The sequence below is a fragment of the Sinorhizobium kostiense genome, assembly GCF_017874595.1.
GTDB lineage: Bacteria > Pseudomonadota > Alphaproteobacteria > Rhizobiales > Rhizobiaceae > Sinorhizobium > Sinorhizobium kostiense.
This window is the reverse complement of sequence record NZ_JAGILA010000005.1, coordinates 234,175-254,763: the sequence shown is the minus strand read 5'-3', so window position 1 is coordinate 254,763 and position 20,589 is coordinate 234,175. Positions and strand designations below refer to the sequence as shown.

Sequence of the window (20,589 nt, the reverse complement as noted above, 5' to 3'; positions counted from 1 at the left end):
AGTGCGGACAATGCAGGCCCTCGAAAGGGGCTCAACCGGTCAGCCGTGGCGCGCTGATTATCTTCTTGAAGAGGGCGCTCATGGCGTCGCTGATGCCTTCGGTGGGAGAGACCTCAAAGAAAAGGCCCGAGGTTGCACACTCCTGCATTTTCTCGCCAATCTCAGATTGGAACGGCATGATCCATTTTTTGTACCAGCCATTCGTCGGGAGAGGCAGATAGGTCGTGTAGAGCACGGCGATCTTGTAGCCCTTCGCCTTCAGGGCCGCGCAGTACTTCGTATCGATCGGCTCCTGGCAGCGCCCTTCTGTGGTTTTCTTCGTGCATGTCGTGGGCTTATAGCTGTCGCCGACCCCATCGGAGACAAAGAAGATGATCTTTTCCGGCGAACTGGCGGTCAGCCCGGAACCCGGCTCTCCCATTTTTGCGGCGATTTGCGTCAGGGCGCGATCGAAATCAGTCTGCTGGTCGTTGTCATAGCCCTGGTAAGGAATCGACATGAGATCGATCAGCGAAGCCTTCTTCTTCGCGTCGGACAGGTTGACGGTCAGCGGCGAGACTTCCAGCAGTTTCGTGTCCTCGGCCTTTTGGCCGAACGTGTATACCGCCATGCGGTATTGATTCGAACTTTTTCGGGACGCCATTGCGGTGTCCATCAGGCTCGCAGTCGCTTTGGCAACGACATTGATACGGACGGTTACGCCAAGCTTCTTTGCCAGATTGTAGTAGCTCTTCTTGTCTTCGACGCCATTCTTGACGATGTGACAAGCAAAGGCGCACTGGTCGGGCGTACTGGCGACCATCTTGTTGACATCGGCTGGCGTCGCCCCAACGCCCATTGAAGGTGTATTGTCCAGTAAGAGGTAGAAATCGCGATACGTCTCGGTCTCGAATTCCGCAGTGGCGGATCCGGAGATCTCGATGCTTTCCTTCCCGAGAATTCTCGACAGAGAGGTCGGCACAGACGCCCTGTAAGTGAAGACTGCCTTCAGCTTGTTGTCTTCCTTGATGACTGTTGCGTCCGCGTCCAGCAGGGTGAAATAGGTATTTGCAGCGAACTGGCTCTCGAAGAACTTGAACGCATCCGTCTCGCTCAGCTGCACAGTTCCGTTCCCGGACATTTCAAGAGCCTCGGTCACGCCGGCGGAGCTTTCAGCAATTGCGCCCAAGACCGCCGCGTCGGCGGCCCCCTGAAGCTCACTCTTGGCCATCAGGGCGGCACTGAAATCCAGGGCGAGCCCCGCGGTGGCTCCGATGGGCACCAACAGCAATGCCGTCATCATGCCGAAATTGCCGCCCCGATCCTTGAGCATCTTCATGAAGGATCCCGCAGTCGATCGACTTCCCATTTTTCGCGCAGCCCCACACCTTGTAAGCGTTCGTAGTGCGACGCTACCGGTGATGCGTTACCACCGCGTTGATCCGTTGGGTGCAATTTTACGGAGCGAGCGGAAAGCCACTCATTTCCACTGGGTCTTGAAGTGTCTCGCCCAGAACTAAAAAGGCACAGACGTGCCAAATTGGTTCACTCGAGCGGAATGACGTCGACCGCCTGTTCGGTCGTCTGGCTGCCGTAGCTCTTCAGGATGCCGATCACCGGCGCCACATCGGCGTAGTCGCGGCCATGGCCGACGATGATGTGGTCGGTCCCGGCCGGGATGTTGTTCGTCGGGTCCAGTTCCATCCAGCCGCCTGTCATGCCGCACCAGAAGCGGACCCAGGCATGCATGGCGTCGGCGCCTTCGAGGCGCTCCTGGCCAGGCGGCGGCAGGGTCCTAAGAAATCCGCTAACGTAACCGGCCGGAATGCCCAAGCTGCGCAGCGCGACGATCATCACATGGGTGAAATCCTGGCACACGCCGCGCTTCAGCTTGAAGGACTGGTCCGGCGTCGTCGTGACTGTGGTCGCGTCGGAGTCATAGGCGAAGTCGCGGTGGATGCGCTCGCAGATGGCGAGGCCGATCTCGCGCACGGTCATGCCGTCGCGGACGAGCCCGCGCGCATAGGCGGCGATTTCCGGGACCTGCCCGAGCAACGGAGTCGGGCCCAAGAAATGGTGGGGGGATTCGGCGTCGATCGACCAGCAGGCGGCAAGCTCTGCCGGCAGGGCGGCAAGCGGCGGCGAAAGATCGGCGGAGGGCGCGTTCGCCTCCGCCTGCACCCGCGCCTGCATGCGGATTATCAGGTGGTCGTGAACCGTTCGGAACAGGATGGAAGTGGTCGGATTTGCGAAGAAGTCGACGCTTTCGGAGCGCTCGAAGGGCGCCGGCTGACAGGTCACCGACCCGGCGATAAGCCGCTGACGCCCAGGGATCGAGACGGGCAGGACCCGGACGAGATGACGTCCGCCGCTGACCGGAACCTCATAGCGATAGGTGATCTTCAGGTTGATGTCGTAGAGCATCGGAACCATCGCTCTCCATTAACACGCGAGGCTGTTTCGATGCGAGGAGGAAGCCCCTCCCCAACACCAAAGCCCCTCCCCCTCGTGAGGAGGGGTTGGCGAGGGGCTAATTCCATTTGGCTCTACGTCTCCATCTCGATTCATTAGATATTACCCGAGATAGGTCTGAGCGAGCAGGTCTGACAGCCTTTCGAGGTCCTGCTCCAGCCGTTTATAGACCGTCGCCGTCATCGCTTCCGGCGTCATCACGGCAAGGCCAGAATGAAGCCGCATGGTTTCCCGGTAGAAGGGCGACATCTGGCCGTTGACGAAGGCATTCGGCAGCAGTTCGACCTCTGTCTTGATCTCGTTCAACTGGTACAGCACCGAGCGCGGATTGAGCGGATCGAGCGCCAGGAGGTCGGTGACGGTCACCGCCGCCGTGTTGACGTTGTAACGGCGCCGGTGGGTCATGACGCTGTCGCCAATCTCCAAGAGCATGTCGTACGCGCCGTCGGGCGCTTCGGGCCCGGACATGTGCCCGAGCAGCCGCGTCATATGCAGTCCGCGCTCGAGATAGCGGCCAATCGACAGAAAGCGCCAGCCGGTGAAGCGGTACATGTTCTCGTGCACGAGGCCGGCGAAACCCGCGAGCTTGCGCAGAAGGATGGTCATCGCATGCGAGGCATCGTCCCCGGCCTGTACGGTCGCATGGAACTTGCGTGCCGTCTTCGACAGGTCGTTGAGCGCGAGCCAGCCATCGGGCGAGAAGCGGTCGCGGATATTGCCGGCGCTGAAGAGCGCGCTGGCGATATCGGAAAGCAGGGTGTCGGGCACCGGTTGGCGCGTTTTGATATCGAGGGCGGCAAGATAGTCGCTCACGTCCTTGAGCAACGGCATGTCGGCATCGGCCGCCTCGGCAAAACGACTGTGCCAGGCGCGCAGGATCCGAAGCGCGCCCTCCGCCCGCTCGATGTAGCGGCCGAGCCAGAAGAGGTTGTCGGCCGCGCGGCTCGGCAGGCTGCCCGGAAGGTTGCGGGTGAAGCTCTCCTCGGTCGGGAGTAGCGTCGTACGCTCGACCGGCTTATCGCTGACGATCCAGACATCGGCGGCGGTGCCGCCGGACTGCATCGCGATAGCGGCCACGTCGTCGCCTGAACCGATGCGGGCGAAGCCGCCCGGCATGATCTGCCAGCCCTCGCGAGTGCGCGCGGCAAAGACCCGGAGACTCATCGGCCGGGGCGTTAGCCGGCCGCGAACCCAGGCGGGTGTCGTCGAAAGCGTGACGACCTCCTGTCCCACCAGCTTGCCACCGTCCGTTGCCAGCCACTCGGCAACGGAAGCCTTGGCCGTGTCGCGAAGCGACGCGCCAAGCACCGACAGGCCATCGTCGTCGAAGAAGGGGCGCGTCGAATAGGCCGGGCCGATGACCATGTCCTCGATGTTGGCGGCGACATGCTCACGCTCGGATTTCTGGCCGCACCACCAGGTCGCGATCGACGGCAGCTTCTGCTCTTCGCCAAGCAACTGGCGACAGATCGCCGGCATGAAGGCGAGAAGCGCGCGCGTCTCCAGAATTCCGGAGCCAAGCGCGTTGACGATCGAGACGCTGCCCGCCCTCAGCGCCTCGACTATACCGGGCGTGCCGATCTGCGAGGATTGATTGAGTTCCAACGGGTCGGCGAAGGAAGCGTCGAGGCGGCGCCAGAGCACGCCGACGGGCTTCAGGCCCGCGACGGTGCGCACCATCACCCGGCCGCCGACGACGGTCAGGTCCTCGCCCTCGAGCAACATGAAGCCGAGATAGCGGGCAATATAGGCGTGTTCGAAATAGGTCTCGTTCGCGATCCCCGGCGAGAGCACCGCGATGCGGTCGTCCGGGTGCTGCTTTCGCGCCTGCAGCGCGTCGCGGAACGCACCGAAGAAGCCCGCCAGCCGACGCACATGCGTTTCCGCGTACAGGTCGGAAAAGGCGCGCGCCGTTGCCACGCGGTTTTCGAGTGCGAAGCCGGCGCCGGAGGGCGCCTCGGTCCGGTCCGAAAGCACCCACCAGTTGCCGTCGGGCCCGCGCCCGATCTCGAAAGAGCAGAAATGCAGGAAGTGCCCGCCGGCCGGGCTGACGCCGACGAGCGGGCGCAGAAACTGGGAATTGGCGGCGATGAGCGCCGGCGGCAGCAGGCCTTCTCGCACCAGCCGGCCTTCGCCATAGATATCGGCGACGACCCTTTCCAGGAGTTCGGCGCGCTGGATGAGCCCCTCGGAGACTGCGGCCCACTCCGCTTCATCGATCAGCACGGGAACGTGCGACAAGGGCCAGCTTCGTTCCGAACTCTCCTTGCCATAGGCGCGATAGAAAACGCCGGCATCGCGCAGATATCGGTCGGCGCGGGCAAAGCGGTTGACGAGCTCCGTCTCGTCCATGCGGCCGAGGGTCGCAAGCAGCCGTTGCCAAACGGGCCGTACATTGCCATGCGGATCGAGCATCTCGTCGGCGACACCCGGCAGGACGCGGTAACCGATCGCCGGATCGCGCTCCTCACTACGTTTGTCCTGCGCTTCGGCCGCTTGCTTCTTCGCCATTTACACTCCTGCCGGACGCCTGAGGTCGAGCGCCAGGGGAAATTCCGCGGATGGGCTCTCGTTCTGCAGTCGATACATGCCCGTTGTGTGGCCCCAGGGCTCGAAACGCGCCAGCCGGCGCGCCTCGGCCTCATTGCCATTGACCGGGAAAGTCTCATAGTTCCGCCCACCCGGATGCGCAACGTGATAGACGCAGCCGCCGATCGCCCGATTCGACCATGTATCATAAACGTCGAATGTAAGGGGAGTGTTCACCGGCAACACCGGATGAAGGCCTGAAGCCGGCTGCCAGGCTTTGTAGCGAACGCCCGCGACGGCGATGCCGTTCTGCCCCGTTTTTGCAAGCGGCACAGGCCGACCGTTGCAGGCGACCGTGTAGCGATCGGGATTGGCGGTCTCGAGCTTCACCTGCAGGCGTTCCACGGAAGAATCGACATATCGCACCGTACCGCCGATCGCTCCCTGTTCGCCCATCACATGCCACGGTTCGAGCGCTTGTCGTATCTCGAGCTTGGCGCCGTCGTATTCGACTTCGCCGCAGTAGGGGAAGCGGAACTCGAGCTGCGCGTTGAACCATTCCGGACGAAGATCGAAACCGTGGGCGCCGAGATCGGCGAGAACTTCGAGGAAGTCCTGCCAGACGTAGTGCGGCAGCATGAAGCGGTCGTGCAACGCCGTGCCCCAGCGGACGAAGCGGCCCTCGACCGGGTTTTTCCAGAAACGGGCGATAAGGGCGCGCACGAGCAATTGCTGGGCGAGCGACATGCGCGCATTCGGCGGCATCTCGAAGCCTCGGAATTCAACCAGGCCGAGCCGGCCGGTCGGCCCGTCCGGCGAGAACAGCTTGTCGATGCAGATCTCCGCGCGATGGGTGTTGCCGGTGACGTCGACGAGCAGGTTGCGGAAGAGCCGGTCGATGAGCCACGGGAGAGGCAGCCGGCCAGTATCGGGTGTCGGCACCTGGGCGAGCGCGATCTCCAGCTCGTAGAGCGCATCATGGCGCGCCTCGTCGATGCGTGGCGCCTGGCTGGTCGGTCCGATGAAGAGGCCGGAAAAGAGATAGGAGAGCGATGGGTGACGTTGCCAGTGGAGGACGATGCTCTTCAGGAGGTCCGGTCGGCGAAGGAAGGGGCTGTCATTGGGGTTCTGGCCGCCGACGACGACATGGTTGCCGCCGCCCGTTCCCGTATGGCGGCCATCGATCATGAACTTGTCGGCGCCGAGCCGGCTCTGGCGTGCCTCCTCGTAAAGAGCGGTGGTGACTTCGACGCATTCACGCCAGTTGGATGCCGGGTGAATATTGACTTCAATGACGCCCGGATCCGGCGCGACACGGATCACATTGACGCGTTCGTCATACCGCGGCGGGTAGCCTTCGATATGCACGGGCATGCCGAGTTCCGCCGCAGCGCGTTCGGTCGAGGCGATCAGGTCGAGATATTCCTCGATGCTCGTTGTTGGCGGCATGAAGACACAGAGCCGGCCGTCACGCGGCTCGACTGTCATTGCGGTGCGGACTTCGCCGCCGATCTCGTCGCGGACAGGCGGCGGCGATGCATGCGGCTCGTCGGACGATCGGAAGCGCGGCGGTTGCGCGCGCCCCTTCTCTTCTCTGAAGTCCGGCAAGGCCTCGCGCGGGACTGTCGGATCGACCGGATTGATATAGGGATAGCTGGAGGGAGAAATGTAGGGCAGCGAACCGAGCGGCAGGCGGTAGCCGACCGGGCTGTCACCGGGTACGAGAAAGATGTGGCCGCGCCGCGTACGCCATTTCTCGCTCATCCAATTGTGGCCGGAGGCGCGGGCATTCCAGGCCTGCACCGGCAATACGTAACCGGTCGGGGTTGTGAGGCCGCGCTCAAAGACGCGTGCAATCCGACTGCGCTCCTCAAGGTCCTTGAGCTTGGAATTGGACGGATCGACATTGTCCGGAAGATTGGCTTCCTTGACGATCCATTCGGCCGGATCCTCGAAGGCCGGCACCACCATGTCCGCCGAGAGATCGAGTTCGCCGGCAATGGCGACGAGCAGGCGCTCCGCGTCCCGTTCCGTAACCTCGTTCCGGCTGCGCTCCTCGGCGATGAGATCGGGCCGATGCCAGATCGGCAGGCCGTCGCGGCGCCAGTAAAGCGAAAAGGTCCAGCGCGGCAGGCTCTCGCCAGGATACCATTTGCCCTGGCCGTAATGCAGAAACCCCCCTGGAGCAAAGCGGTCGCGCAGGCGGCGGATCAGCATGTCGGCCTTTTCGCGCTTGGTCGGACCGACGGCGGCGGTGTTCCATTCGTCGGATTCGAAATCGTCTATCGACACGAAAGTCGGCTCGCCGCCCATGGTGAGGCGCACGTCGTTTTCGGCCAGGACCTGGTCAACCTTATCGCCGAGGGCGTTCAGGGCTTCCCAGCTCTCGTCCGAAAAGGGCTTGGTGATGCGCGGATGCTCGGAAACGCGCATGATCTTCATGTCGAAGGCAAAATCGGAATTGGTTTCCGGGTCGCCGAAGAAGCCGCCGGAGATCGGCGCGGCGTTGCGATAGTGCGGTGTCGCGGCAAGCGGGATGTGGCTCTCACCGGTGAGGAGCCCGGAGGTCGGGTCGAGCCCGATCCAGCCCGCGCCCGGAATATAGACTTCGGCCCAGGCATGGAGATCGGTGAAGTCGTACTCCGTGCCCGAGGGGCCGTCGAGCGCCTTCAGGTCCGGGGTGAGCTGGATAAGATAGCCGGAGACGAAGCGGGCGGCAAAGCCGAGATTGCGGAGAATCTGCACCAGTAGCCAGCTTGAGTCGCGGCACGAGCCTTTTGCGAGCCCCAGCGTCTCTTCGGGCGTCTGCACCCCCGGCGCCATGCGGATGACGTAGCCGATCTCCTTCTGCAGCCGCATGTTGAGGCCGACGACCATGTCGACCGTGCGCTGGCGCGCGCGATCGACCGTCTCCAGGAAGGCTGCGAGTTTCGGCCCGGCCGGCTCCGGCGTCATGTAGATCTTGAGATCTTCGCTCAGGTCCTCGGAATAGCTGAACGGCCAATGCTCGGCCTCCTCTTCGACGAAGAAGTCGAAGGGATTGTAGATGGTCATGTCGGCGACGAGGTCGACCTCGATCTTCAACTCCGTCACCGGATCCGGAAAGACGTAGCGGGCGAGATAGTTGCCGTAGGGATCCTGCTGCAGATTGACGAAATGTGTCGTCGGCGAAACTTTCAGCGAGTGGCTTATGACCTTCGTTTTGGAGTGCGCGGCGGGCTTCAGCCTGATGATTTGCGGTGAGAGCCTGACCGGCCGGTCATATTGATAGTGGGTCAGATGGTAGATACTGGCCTTGATCGACATTAAAACGTTTTCCCCTCGATGGCGGGTCCTTCGCCCGCCATTCGAGAGGACTTTTGTGCAATGCAAAGAAGAAAGCAAGCCGAAACCGGGCACTCGGCTGCGGCCTTCGGCAAGCTTCTGGTCGGCATTAAGGCTCGCGGGCGCGCGAGCCTTGTCTCGTTACCGCTTCGGTGCGACCAGGGCAAAAAGTGCGCCCTGCGGATCCGTGCATTGCACGATCCAGGCGCCTCCGGGCACTTCCATCGGGCCGTTCACGATTTGGCCGCCTTCGGATTTGGCTCGGTCGATCGCGGCGTCGAGCGCCTCGACGTTGAAATAATAGAGCCAGAACGGCGAGGGCACCTCCTTCGGCTTGGTCATCATGCCGCCGATTGCCTGGCCGCCGTGGGCAAAGAGCTGGTAGACCCCCATATCGCCCATGTCCATCGCCTGGTCCTTGGTCCAGCCGAACAGTTTCGAATAGAAATTAAAGGCCGTATCGAGATCCCCGGCCATCAGCTCGTGCCATCCGACATTGCCGGAGGCCATCTGGTCGAGCTGCGGCGGGGGTTCCCCGGTGCCCTTGAACAGGGCGAAGGCAGCGCCGTGGGGGTCCGCCACGATGGCGAAGCGGCCGACACCGGGTATATCGTTGGGTTCGCGATGGACGGTGCCGCCCTCGGCGGTAAGCCGGGCGGCGGAGGCGTCGACGTCGTCGACCGCCACATAGCCGAGCCAGGCAGGCGGCACGTTCATCTCCAGCGCGCCGTCCGGCATGGTCATCACGCCCGCCACCTGATGATCGCCGATGGAAAACAGCGTGTACTCGATTCCCGGCATGCCTGCATCGCGGGCACTCCAACCGACGACCTTCTTGTAAAAGCTCTCTGCCGCCTTCGTGTCCGTCGTCATCAATTCGTACCAGACGAATTTGCCGTGCATCGTCGATCCTCCCGTGTTCAGTGGTATTTTCGTGTTCTGGCAACGGCATGGGTGCCGCATTCGATTCTGGCTATCGGCGGCGGTACTCCGCCCTCATCATCTCCTTCCAGCTTCCGTCCTCGTTCTGCACGCGGGCCGTGAGCGTGCGGTGGTTTGCGTCGACAAACGTTATCCTGTCCTGGTATCGGGCCGTCCTGCCGGGGCTCTCGAAATCCGGACCGTCACAGTTGAGAGCAAGCGTCCGGCCGTCGTCCTCCAGTTCGCCGTCATAGACCCACATATGCGTCATCATCGAACCGACCCAGGTGCCGACGTAGCGGCCTGTCTCAGGATTGAAACCGAGCGTCATCAACGTCTCGCCGGCCTTTCCGTCCGGCATCGCGCCTTGACCATCGCAGACCACCCAAAGGCCGTTCAAAGAGCGAACCTTTTCCACCCAGTCCTGATCCGATGACGCGTTTCCGGTGGGATCCTGTGATGTCACCGTCCACTCGCCGAGCAACTGCTCCAGCCAGCGGTGTTGTTCCTGAGGCTCTCCATGCATTTAGACCTCCCATGTAAGGACACAATTCCCGTTCATTGCCGCGCGCGAGGGACCTCCGGCGGCGATGTCACTCACATTTTTTCTTCGCTAAGTGCGGCGCGGCTCATCCTCGTATTCGTCATGCCGGCGGATGAAGTCCATGATCGTGCCTTCGTTGCGGCCTTTTGGCGCCCGGTCGAGCAGCATGAACGTGCTGGCCAGTTCCTCCAGTCCTCGGGCATAGGTGGAATAGGTGTGGTAGACGGTGCCGTCCTCATCCTTATAGAAGGCGCTCAGGCCCGGCAGTTCCTCGTGCGCGTCCTCACTGTCGATTTCGGTGAAATTATAGACGACCTTGCCGCGCGCCATTTCCGACGGGGTGAAGGAGACGTGGAAATCCCGGTTGAAGTCGCCGCCGTGGGACGAAACCCAGGGAAAGTTCCAGCCCATCCGCTTTCGATAGGCTTCGATCTTTTCAAGGGGAGCATTCGAGGCAACGACCAGCGTGACGTCGTGATGGTTGAGATGGGGCAGGGTGCCATCGAAGTGATCGGCAAGGAAGGAGCAGCTGGGGCAGCCGGCCTGCCAGTTTTCACCCAACATGAAATGATAAAGAAGAAGCTGGCTGCGTCCGTCGAAGAGTTCGTCCAAGCTTTTCTGACCCTCCGGCGTATTGAAGGTGTAGGTTTTCTCCAGCTTCACCCAGGGCAGCGCCTGGCGCTCTGCGTTGACCCTGTCGCGCAGGTGCGTGTGTTCCTTTTCAAGTGCGAGAAGCGATTTGCGGGCCTGCAGCCACTCCTCGCGCGATACGACGGCATGGTCCTGTCTCATGTCCGGTCCTCCTCCCTGAGGTGCATCCCTGAATTGATATAGTTGCGGAAATCGGCAATTTAAAGTGGTTTCAGCGGTCATTGGCGCGCTCCAACGGCGCGCGGCACCACGTGGCGCTTGACTAATTATGTTGATATCAACATTACTGATCCATGTCAAAGTCGCCGCTGATACCTTTTACCACCACTTTGCTTGTCAGGGATACCTGTCTTTGCCTTCATGTGCAGCGTGCCGCACGGGCGCTGGCCCGCCGCTTCGACGAGGCGCTTAGATCACTCGACATCACCAATGGACAGTTTTCGCTGATGATGTCGCTCAACCGGCCGGAGCCGCCGACGATCAGTGCCGTGGCGTCGGTGCTGGCCATGGACCGCACGACACTGACGGCGGCGCTGAAGCCGCTCGAGCGGCGTGGACTCATCGAGATCTTCGCCGATCCGGGAGACCGGCGATTGCGCCGCATTCGGTTGACGCCAGACGGCGAGCGGCTTCTCGCGGAGGCCTTGCCGATCTGGAAGGAGACACATGAAATACTCGATAGCCAGTTCGGCGAAGGCGGCTCGGATCGGCTGCGCGCCGATCTGCTTGCCCTCATTTAGAGCGCAGCGCCCCTGAGCACGTCACGACTTCTGCGGCAGGATGCTAATTCCGCCATCGGCTTCAAGGACGGCGAATTTGATCTGGTCCAAGCGAGACAAACCCTCCTGCTCTCGCGCAGCCGCCAGTATGTCCTCGATGTCGATCCTCGCTCGCTTGATCGCGCGCGCATCGATTTCGCCGTCCGCTATCAGAACCGTCGGCGTGCCGTCCAGCACCAGCCGAGCCCGCGGCGACCATTGCTTCATGTAGGAAAGGACGATGTCGAGGCTGAACAGCGTGAGAATGAGCACCGTCGCATTTATGATCGAGAAATCGTCGCCCAACAGCGCCTGCTGGGTCGTTTCGGCCACGATGAGCAGCAGCACGAAGTCAAAAGGTGTCATCTGCGCAACCGTACGTCTTCCGGACAGACGCATAACGATCAGCAATATGACGTAGATAGCAAAGCCGCGACCAACTGAATCCATCTCGATGCCTCCTTGAGCGGAATTGCGCCCACTGTCGTTCTGCCATTTGTCTTGAGGCCGCCCGAGCGGGTGCAACCTTCGCTCCACCGCTCTTTCTCTATGTTTTTGCCGCATCTGGGCGACGCCAGGTGAATCCACCTGACCGCAAAATGCTCTAAGGCCAAACGATCGTTCGCGCCGTTTGCGCCGGTCCCCCATTGACGCTCACCTGGTATTTGACGATTCCCGGGTTTTGGGAGCGAAGATGCATCGTCAGAGCCAGGGGCTGGCCCGCATCGGCTTGGAAATGATAGACGATCGCGCCGCTGCTCCCTTCGCTACTGCGCGGCGGCGGGTCAATGTCTTCCACCTGGAACGTGCGGAAGAAATCCGAACCAACGGAAAGGCTGTGGCCTGCTGTGCCGGGCGGCAGCAGCGCAGTCAAGCTATCCGACGCTTCCCAGCGGCTGAACCGCGGCACCTCGACGAAGCCCTCATCGAATGCGAGCTTCATCCGCGCTCGCAGCCCCCCGGATCCGGTCACCCCCAGGAGGGCGAGGAGGATGATCACGCCGAAGCAGACCCAGGCAATCCGTTCCGCTTTCCAGAACTTCTCCTGAAAACCACGGTGTTCATCAATTTGCAGTCCATCGCGTCGAACCGGCGGCTGTTCCAAAGCTCACCTCCTTCCGGGGCCTCGGAAAACGCATTCAGAGGCCGCAGGTTCCTCTTTTGGCCGCCTCACAGCCGTTGGAAAGCGACGGTTGCAAGTTTCAGAAGTCTGGTTTTAGTTTGGGGCCAATCAGTTCGGGCCTAGCTGCCTCCGTGAGCAGGCCGATGACGTCGCCATTGCAAGACGCCTGAGGGAGGAACGACGATGAAGATGACTTATAAAGGCAGCTGCCACTGCGGCCGGATTCGCTTTGAAGTGGATGCAGACCTGCATGTCGGAACGAGTCGCTGCAATTGCTCGTATTGTTCGAAGCGGCGCTATTGGGGCGCAAACGTGAAGCCGGAGGACTTTCGCCTGATGTGCGATGAGACGGGCATCGGCGATTACCAGTTCGGGACGATGAGCGGCCATCACCGGTTCTGCACAGCCTGCGGGGTGGCACCGTATAGCCACGGCTATGTCGAAGAGATCGGCGGCGCCTTCGTCTCGATCAACATCGCCTGCCTCGACGACGTCGATCCGGCCCTGCTATCAGATCTCCCCGTCCAATACATGGATGGCTTGCACAACAACTGGTGGAACCCGCCCGCGGAGACACGGCACATGTGATCTCCGGACTATCGAGAAGGCAGACTGGGGGTGATCCCCGTCTGCGCTGCCAGGTATCTCGCCTACTGCATGTCTCCTTAAATCGACTCGATGCAAGGAGACATGCGGCGCTTCAAAGGGCTACAGCGACCTTTGTGCCTCACACGCGGCGCTTTAGGGCAGCGGGGGCGGCCGCTAAACAATCAGCGGTCAGCAGCCCACGCAAGACACCCCAGCCAGCCTGTTTCGGTCTGATAGGGGTTCCGCCTACCGGTCGCCCAGGCTACCGGTCACCCAGGTCACGCACGGCGCCGCGGTCCGCGGACGTCGCGAAGGCGGCATAGGCCTTGAGTGCCGTCGTTACCCGGCGCTTGCGCTGTTCTGCCGGCTTCCAACCCTTGGCATCCTGCTCTTGCCTGCGAAGTGTGAGTTCCGCTTCGTCGACGCGCAGGCTGATCGTGCGATTCGGAATGTCGATGTCGATCATGTCGCCGTCGCGCACCAACCCGATGGTGCCGCCATTCGCCGCCTCGGGCGAGACATGGCCGATCGAGAGGCCGGAGGTTCCTCCCGAAAAGCGGCCGTCCGTGATCAGAGCGCACGCCTTGCCGAGGCCCTTCGACTTCAAGTAGCTGGTCGGATACAGCATCTCCTGCATGCCCGGCCCGCCCTTCGGCCCCTCATAGCGGATGACGACCACGTCGCCGGCCTTGATCTCGTTGCCAAGGATTGACTTGACCGCGGCGTCCTGGCTCTCGAACACCCGGGCGGGGCCGGAGAATTTCAGGATGCTCTCGTCGACCCCGGCGGTTTTCACGATACAGCCGTCGAGCGCGATATTGCCCTTCAAGACGGCAAGACCCCCATCCCTGGAGAACGGGTGCTCGACCGAACGGATGACACCGTTCTCGCGGTCCGTATCGAGTTCCTCCCAGCGGGCGTCCTGGCTGAAGGCGACCTGAGTGGGGATGCCACCGGGCGCGGCACGGAAGAAGTTGCGCACCTTTTCGCTGGAGGTGCGAGTGATATCCCAGCGGTCTATGGCGTCGCCGATCGTCTCGCTGTGCACCGTTGCGCAGTCGCGATTGATAAGGCCGCCTTTTTCGAGCTCGCCGAGAATCGACATGATGCCTCCGGCCCGGTGCACGTCTTCCATGTGCACGTCGGACTTGGCGGGTGCGACCTTGGAGAGACACGGCACCTTGCGCGACAGGCGGTCAATGTCGTCCATGGTGAAATCGACCTCGCCTTCATAGGCTGCGGCAAGGATGTGCAGCACGGTGTTGGTCGAGCCGCCCATAGCGATGTCGAGCGCCATCGCATTTTCGAAAGCCTGCTTGGACGCGATCGCGCGCGGCAGGACGCGCTCGTCCTCCTGCTCGTAATAGCGGCGGGCAAGATCGACGATCAGGTGGCCGGCTTCAACGAAAAGGCGCTTGCGGTCGGCATGGGTAGCGAGGGTCGAGCCGTTGCCGGGCAGCGACAGGCCAAGCGCCTCGGTCAGACAGTTCATCGAGTTCGCGGTGAACATGCCCGAGCAGGAGCCGCAGGTCGGGCAAGCGGAGCGCTCGATGACCTTGACGTCCTCGTCAGAGACATTGTCGTCGGCGGCGGCGACCATCGCGTCGACGAGGTCGAGCGCGTGCTTCTTGCCGTGCAGCACCACCTTGCCGGCCTCCATCGGACCGCCGGAGACGAAGACTGCCGGGATGTTGAGCCTAAGGGCCGCCATCAGCATGCCGGGAGTGATCTTGTCACAATTGGAGATGCAGACCATCGCGTCGGCGCAATGGGCGTTGACCATGTATTCGACGCTGTCGGCAATGATCTCGCGCGACGGCAGAGAATAGAGCATGCCGTCATGGCCCATGGCGATGCCGTCGTCTACGGCGATCGTGTTGAATTCCTTGGCGACGCCCCCGGCCGCCTCGATCTCGCGCGCGACGAGCTGGCCGAGATCCTTCAAGTGCACGTGGCCCGGCACGAACTGCGTGAAGGAGTTCACCACCGCAATGATCGGCTTGCCGAAATCGCTGTCCTTCATGCCCGTCGCGCGCCAGAGGCCGCGGGCGCCAGCCATGTTACGGCCGTGGGTGGTGGTGCGGGAGCGATAGGCAGGCATGAACGTCTTCCTTCGGACGAAATGTAGATACGCAAACATGGCGATCCGTGAGCGCCACTGCATGGGGGTACTAGCGCAAAATCGCGCCCGCGTCATCTTTCGCATCGGATTATTTGCGCCGTAAGCATCATCTGGCGATCCGAGGCGCGGGCGATGACACCCGTCTCGCTTGTCAAGGCGGCGCAAGAGGTCCATTCTCGTCGGGCATTCACGCCCGATCGTCCGTGCTTGCGGCGCAACGGCCTTAAAAGGTTCGTTGGAGATGAACTGTTACGAATGCGGCTCACAGATCGCGAGCGGCTTCGCCTTCTGCCCGAAATGCGGAGCGAAGCAGGAGACGGAATGTGCAGAGTGCGGCTATCCATGTCCACCGCACTTCGCTTTCTGCCCTCGGTGCGGTACCAGACTCGGTGCGACTGCCCAACCGCGGCCGCTGCTCCGGCCCACGCCATTACCGTCGCCGCGACCGACACCCTCGTCAATTGGCCCGGACACGGGAGCGGATCGGCGCACCGTCACCATCGTCTTCGCCGACCTGTGCGGCTTCACGGGTCTTAGCGAACGGGTCGACCCGGAAGTCCTGCAGGTGCTTCAGAACGAGCTTTTTGAGGAACTGACGCAAGCCGTCGAGGCGTTCGGCGGATTCGTCGACAAGTTCATTGGCGATGCGCTGCTTGCACTTTTTGGCGCACCGGTGGCGCATGAGGACGACCCGGAACGAGCGCTGCGCGCAGCGCTCGACATGGTGAAAAGGGCAGGGCGGGTGAGCGAGCGTTGGCGCAGGGAAATCGGCCTGCCCCTGAGTCTCCACATCGGCGTCAATACCGGGCCGGTCGTTGCCGGCTCCTTTGGCGCCGGCGGCACCAAATCCTACTCGGTCACCGGCGACACGGTGAATATCGCCCAGCGCCTGCAGGCGACGGCCGGGCCTGATGAAATCCTCGTCGGACCGGTCACGCACAAGCTCACCCGGCACGCCTTTGCCTTCGACACGCTCGGCGCGCTCGGCCTGCGCGGCAAGACCGGCAGCCTGCAGGTCCATAGGGTGCTCGGAGCGCTCGGCGCGCCGCGGCCCGCGAGGGGACTCGATACGCTAGGCCTCAGCTCGCCGCTCATCGGGCGGGACATCGAGTTCGGCCGCCTGAGGGAATGTCTGGCAGTCGCCTGCTCCGGGACTGCGCAATTGGTGCGGATCAGTGGTGAGGCCGGCATCGGCAAGTCGCGCCTCGTCAATGATTTCCTCGCGAGCATCGGCGAGGACCAAAGCTTCGCCCATGTCGTCGTCAGGCGCGCGGCCTGTTCGCCGCTCGGCGAGCCGTCCTACGGAACGCTCGCCTCGGTCCTGCGCAGCGCCTATGGGATAGCGAAGGCCGATACGCCTGAAGAAACAAGGGAGCGGCTGGCCTCGGGGCTTGCCGAGATAGGGTTCGCCGCCAGCGAGATCGCCGGTCTGATGCCTCTTCTCTTCCATATCCTTGGCATGGCAGAGCGTGAAGGCGCTCTGCAGCACGTCGCTCCGGAGCAGGTTCGACGCCAGCTCTTTTCGGTCATCCGTTCCATATTCGAGCGACGGCTCGATCGCGCGCCGCTGCTACTCGTCGTCGAAGATTTGCACTGGGCGGATGCGGCGTCGCTCGAGGCGCTGCAATTCGTGCTTGACCGGCTGGATCGCCGCCCGCTGATGGTGATCGTCACCCAGCGACCGGTAGGCGGGCCCGAACGGCTTGCACCCGCCCGCACGGGCACGACCTCCTTGCGCCTCGCTCCGCTCTCCGTCGCTGAAGGCCAGCGGCTTCTTTGCGCCCTTTTCGGTGAGAGTGGCCTCCCAAAGCCGCTGCGCACGAGCATCCTGGCACGGGCCGGCGGCAATCCCCTCTTCATAGAGGAGATCGTGCGCGGCCTGATCGAACTTCAAACCTTGAAACGCGACGGCTCCCGGTGGCAAGTGGCGGACGCCGAAGTAACCGCAGAGATCCCCGTGGGCATCGAGGCGATGCTGCTTGCACGCATCGACCGCTTGCCGCAGGAGGTGCGTCGCCTCGTACACCATGCTGCGGTCATCGGCCCGCGATTTGACACCGAGCTACTGACAGCCATTTCGTCTGATCCCGCCGAGGTCGCTTCCGGCCTGGACCTGCTTTGCGATGCAGAGATCATCGACGAGGCGGCCGAGGGCGGAGTTCAGGCCTATCGTTTCGTGCAGTCGCTGCTGCACGAGGTCGTCTACAACAACCTGCTTGTGAAGCGCAGGGCGGAGATCCACGCGGCGATCGCAAGCGCCCTGGAGCGCCGCTATGGCGAGAGCCCGGAGCACTTCGAGGATCTGGCCTTTCTCGGTCATCATTACAGCCAGTCGGCCGACCGGGCGAAGGGGGCTCGTTACCTGATTGCTGCGGGAGATCGCGCTCGTCAGCTCTACGCCAACGAGGACGCCATCCGTTTCTACGGCCAAGCCATGGCGGCGCTTGCCACGCTCGGCGAACAAGGGGCGCAGTGGTTCCTTGCCCGCGAGCGCGTCGCCGATCTGCTCGTTCCTTCGGGCAAGCGGGCGGAGGCGGAGGAGCATTACCGTGCGCTGCTCGGCTCTGAGCGCATTTCGAAGGACCCGGTGACGTCCGCCCGCATCCTTCGCAAGCGCGGCCATCTACTTTGGGAGGCAGGCAAGCGTGATCGTGCGCAGGCGAATTTCGCCGAGGCCGCGGCGCTACTCGAAAGCGTGGAGGCCCCAGTCGAGAGCGCCTTGCTGCTGCAGGAGCGCGGCCATCTCGCCTTTCGGATGGGCGACTATCTGGCCGCCGCCAGCTGGGCTGACGAGGCCCTGACGAGGGTCAAGACGGTGGCGGCGGATGCCGGCGAGGAGACGACGCGAGAGGCGGCGCTCGTGACGGCCGAGGCGCTGAACACGAAAGGCGTGGCGCTGGCGCGGCGTGGCCGCACCCCGGAAGCGATCGAAGCTGTGGAAAAGAGCGTGGCGGTCGCCGATGCGGCGGAACTGATGCAGGCGGCATGCCGCGGCTATACCAACCTCGCCGTGCTCTACACGATCGTCGATCCGAGGCTTGCCATCGACGTCTGCCGGCGTGGCCTCGACATGGCGCGGCGCATAGGCGACCTCGGCTTCCAGGCGCGGTTGCTCGCCAATCTCGCGGTGGCTTATTGCACCTTCACCGACCGCTGCGGGGCGGCGGGCATGCCGGCGGCAGAGAAGGCAGTCGAAATCGACCGCGCGCTGGACCAGCGCGATCATCTTCCGGTGTCGCTCCTGGTCCTCGGGCAGATCTGCCAATGCCATGGCCGTCCCCAGGATGCCCGCACGCTTTACCAGGAAGCACTCGATCTTGCCGGCGAGACGGGCGAAGCGCAGGTTTTGTTTCCATGTTATGATGGGCTGGCGACACTTTGCCTCGATGAAGGCGACCTTGCCGAGGCCGAACGCTATTTTGGTTTGGCTCACGACCTTTGCGCGCGCCATGAACTTGACCCGGCTGCCTTGGTGATCCTGCCGTTCCTCGACTGATTGGCATGTCGTGAGGTGAAGCCTCGAGACCAGCGTCCGCTGGCGTGCGAGACTCGACGCTGCCTGACGTCGCTAGAACCGCCGCAAATACAAGGGCTAGAGCGCCGGCGCGAACACATGTGAGCGCATATACTCTAGGAATTATTGGGAGGAGACAGCCATGGACGAATATCGCAGTTCCGGGCCGTTGCAGCCAGGCGATCGGGCGCCCAACGTGGTGCTTGATGCGATCACGCATGAGGGCAAGATCGCCATCGACGACTTTCGCGGCCGCAAGCCGGTCCTTGTGGGGCTGTTCAGGGGGCTTCAATGTCCCTTCTGCCGCCGCCAGATCGCCACCATGGCGCAGCTCAAGGCCGCGTTGAACGAAAGAGGTGTTGAGAGCCTGACGGTCGTGAACACGCCGATCGAGCGGGCACGCCTCTATTTCCGCTATCATCCCTTGCCGGATCTTCTGGCCGCCGCCGACCCCGAGCGAATCTCCCACCGGGCTTTCGGCCTGCCGAACCTGGAATTCACCGAGGACGAGGATGATTGGCCGCACAAATTGAGCATGCAGACGGCAATGTCGATGCGTGTGGAAATGCCGGGCGAATTGCCGGTACCGATGAATCCCGTCGAGGCTTCCGAATATCTCCAGCAGGCGGACGGCTACGAGATGACGGAGGACGACAACCGCATGAACGCGGTCGCGATGGGCCAACTCGTCGGCGAATTCCTGCTCGACCGCAATGGTGTCGTGCGCTGGTGTTTCACCGAGGCGACACCCGACGGGCGTAACATGTTCCGGGCTCCGTCGCCCGACGAGGTGATGTCGGCGGCAGCGCAGGTGGCGCATTGAGGGTGTGAACGGCGATCGCCGAAGACTTTCGGCGTTCAAACGCGGCCGAGACCGTTGTTCTGGTGGCGCGCTGGAGTGGACGCGGCAAACAAAAAGGTCGGGGCAAACCCGACCTTCCGCGTGACCTCCGCCAGTGCCAGTACATCCGTGGTCAATGGCGAGGTGGTTATCTCTTACCCTTCAATCGTGACAAGGGCGTGACACAGCCGCGCGGGAATGATCGATCCGTCGCCAAAAGGCCGAGATGGGCTCAATCGAAACGTTCATCGCACCGGACTGCGGAAGGACGGGCGTGTCAATCTTGGCTGATTAACGCTTCTGCAGAAACGGCACGGTAAGCCTTTTCAGCCGCACGGGATCGCGAACACCGAAGTTATAACAGAAGATCAAGCGTGTAACGATCCCCTCTGCTACAGCGCTAAAGCGGGTTATTTGATGATCCTGTAGCAACTCCTCGAACACATCGCTGAGCATGTCGACGTCCTGGAGGGAAATGCGAGATTCAGTCCTCAAAGCGCACCTCCTCCGCAACTAGAAAGGACCGGAGCGGTTGGAGTTCCCAGAGGTGCCTAGAAGGGACGTTTCAGGCAGCTCTGAGACCACCACGCACCCGAGCGGCTGACTAGGATGACACCACAGGGGCTCACCGTAATATGTGCCGAGAGCATCACTCGGCAACCGACCTAGGACCTTTACGACCGGCGTGTCGGACTAAGGTCCGATCACTTCTTCAACCTTCAGGTGGCATTCAGACGCATCTCCGAAACTAAGACACCACCGGGGCGCTGAGTCGATCCATGGGTGAAGGAGCAGAACGATGAAGATTATAACCTTGGTAGCTGCCGCGGGCGTTGCGTTCACAGGTTTCGCCGGTATTGCCTTTGCCGATCCCTGGAAAGACGAAAGCGGCCACGGTCGCTGGCGCGGAGGCTACTACGGCGAACCTCGATACGCGCGAAGAGCATACAAGGAAGAGTATCGTCGCGGTCGGTGCAAGATCGAGCGGAAATGGGATGACGATGAGTACAAGGAAGAGATCAAGTGCAAGCGCGGTGCTCGGCCCATCTACGGGTACTATCGGTACCGAGATGGCTGGTAATCCTTCCGCGCCGCTGCCACAACGGCGTCACTGCCTGGGCATGGCGCTATCGTAGGCTTCAAATCACGAAAAACATCCGGGCGAGGGTCATTATCTCGACGGCCGCGATCTCCTGACCCGACTGTGGCTTGCCGTTCTCCAG

At 62.4% G+C, this 20,589-nt stretch carries 15 protein-coding genes; 5 read left to right on the top strand and 10 right to left on the bottom strand.

The annotated features are described in order from the left end of the window. Positions 1-31: 31 nt before the first annotated feature. The 7 genes from J2Z31_RS19065 to J2Z31_RS19035 form a co-directional block, all read right to left on the bottom strand. Positions 32-1,318, bottom strand: a complete 1,287-nt coding sequence (locus J2Z31_RS19065; protein ID WP_209603440.1) for a TadE/TadG family type IV pilus assembly protein — start codon at positions 1,316-1,318, stop codon at positions 32-34. 206 nt (positions 1,319-1,524) lie between these two features. Beyond that, on the bottom strand, positions 1,525-2,403 hold the full coding sequence (locus J2Z31_RS19060; protein ID WP_209603759.1) for a transglutaminase family protein: 879 nt from the start codon (positions 2,401-2,403) through the stop codon (positions 1,525-1,527). Positions 2,404-2,553: 150 nt separating this feature from the next. Then, positions 2,554-4,962, bottom strand: a complete 2,409-nt coding sequence (locus J2Z31_RS19055) for a circularly permuted type 2 ATP-grasp protein (protein WP_209603438.1) — start codon at positions 4,960-4,962, stop codon at positions 2,554-2,556. Continuing rightward, positions 4,963-8,286, bottom strand: coding sequence for a transglutaminase family protein (locus J2Z31_RS19050; protein ID WP_209603436.1), 3,324 nt, complete (start codon positions 8,284-8,286; stop codon positions 4,963-4,965). A gap of 159 nt (positions 8,287-8,445) precedes the next feature. Beyond that, on the bottom strand, positions 8,446-9,207 hold the full coding sequence (locus tag J2Z31_RS19045) for a VOC family protein (RefSeq protein WP_209603434.1): 762 nt from the start codon (positions 9,205-9,207) through the stop codon (positions 8,446-8,448). 70 nt (positions 9,208-9,277) lie between these two features. Continuing rightward, positions 9,278-9,751 (bottom strand): DUF1579 domain-containing protein, encoded by a 474-nt coding sequence (locus J2Z31_RS19040; protein ID WP_209603432.1) that lies wholly within the window; start codon positions 9,749-9,751, stop codon positions 9,278-9,280. A gap of 87 nt (positions 9,752-9,838) precedes the next feature. After that, positions 9,839-10,561, bottom strand: a complete 723-nt coding sequence (locus J2Z31_RS19035) for a DUF899 domain-containing protein (protein ID WP_209603430.1) — start codon at positions 10,559-10,561, stop codon at positions 9,839-9,841. Positions 10,562-10,713: 152 nt separating this feature from the next. Here J2Z31_RS19035 and J2Z31_RS19030 point away from each other — a divergent pair, with 152 nt between their 5' ends. Continuing rightward, entirely contained in the window at positions 10,714-11,160 is a 447-nt protein-coding gene (locus J2Z31_RS19030; protein WP_209603429.1) for a MarR family winged helix-turn-helix transcriptional regulator, read from the top strand. Between the two features lie 21 nt (positions 11,161-11,181). On the opposite strand, the gene J2Z31_RS19025 is transcribed toward J2Z31_RS19030, so the two are convergent. Together J2Z31_RS19025 and J2Z31_RS19020 are read right to left on the bottom strand one after the other, a co-directional pair. Further along, positions 11,182-11,628, bottom strand: a complete 447-nt coding sequence (locus J2Z31_RS19025) for a DUF421 domain-containing protein (RefSeq protein ID WP_209603427.1) — start codon at positions 11,626-11,628, stop codon at positions 11,182-11,184. A gap of 154 nt (positions 11,629-11,782) precedes the next feature. Further along, positions 11,783-12,283, bottom strand: coding sequence for a hypothetical protein (locus J2Z31_RS19020; protein ID WP_209603425.1), 501 nt, complete (start codon positions 12,281-12,283; stop codon positions 11,783-11,785). A gap of 201 nt (positions 12,284-12,484) precedes the next feature. On the opposite strand from J2Z31_RS19020, the gene J2Z31_RS19015 reads away from it, so the two are divergent. Further along, positions 12,485-12,889 (top strand): GFA family protein, encoded by a 405-nt coding sequence (locus J2Z31_RS19015; RefSeq protein WP_209603423.1) that lies wholly within the window; start codon positions 12,485-12,487, stop codon positions 12,887-12,889. A 262-nt stretch (positions 12,890-13,151) separates the two neighbouring features. Here J2Z31_RS19015 and ilvD read toward each other — a convergent pair whose 3' ends face one another. Further along, positions 13,152-14,990, bottom strand: coding sequence for a dihydroxy-acid dehydratase (ilvD, locus tag J2Z31_RS19010; RefSeq protein WP_209603421.1), 1,839 nt, complete (start codon positions 14,988-14,990; stop codon positions 13,152-13,154). Positions 14,991-15,252: 262 nt separating this feature from the next. Between ilvD and J2Z31_RS19005 the strand changes: the two genes are divergently transcribed. The 3 genes from J2Z31_RS19005 (at position 15,253) to J2Z31_RS18995 (ending at position 20,447) form a co-directional block, all read left to right on the top strand. After that, positions 15,253-18,507: an adenylate/guanylate cyclase domain-containing protein gene (locus tag J2Z31_RS19005; RefSeq protein ID WP_209603419.1), complete on the top strand. Its 3,255-nt coding sequence runs from the start codon at positions 15,253-15,255 to the stop codon at positions 18,505-18,507. A 160-nt stretch (positions 18,508-18,667) separates the two neighbouring features. Then, complete coding sequence (locus J2Z31_RS19000; RefSeq protein ID WP_209603417.1) at positions 18,668-19,348, top strand: peroxiredoxin-like family protein; 681 nt, start codon at positions 18,668-18,670, stop codon at positions 19,346-19,348. A gap of 817 nt (positions 19,349-20,165) precedes the next feature. Then, entirely contained in the window at positions 20,166-20,447 is a 282-nt protein-coding gene (locus J2Z31_RS18995; protein ID WP_209603415.1) for a hypothetical protein, read from the top strand. Positions 20,448-20,589 lie beyond the last annotated feature (142 nt).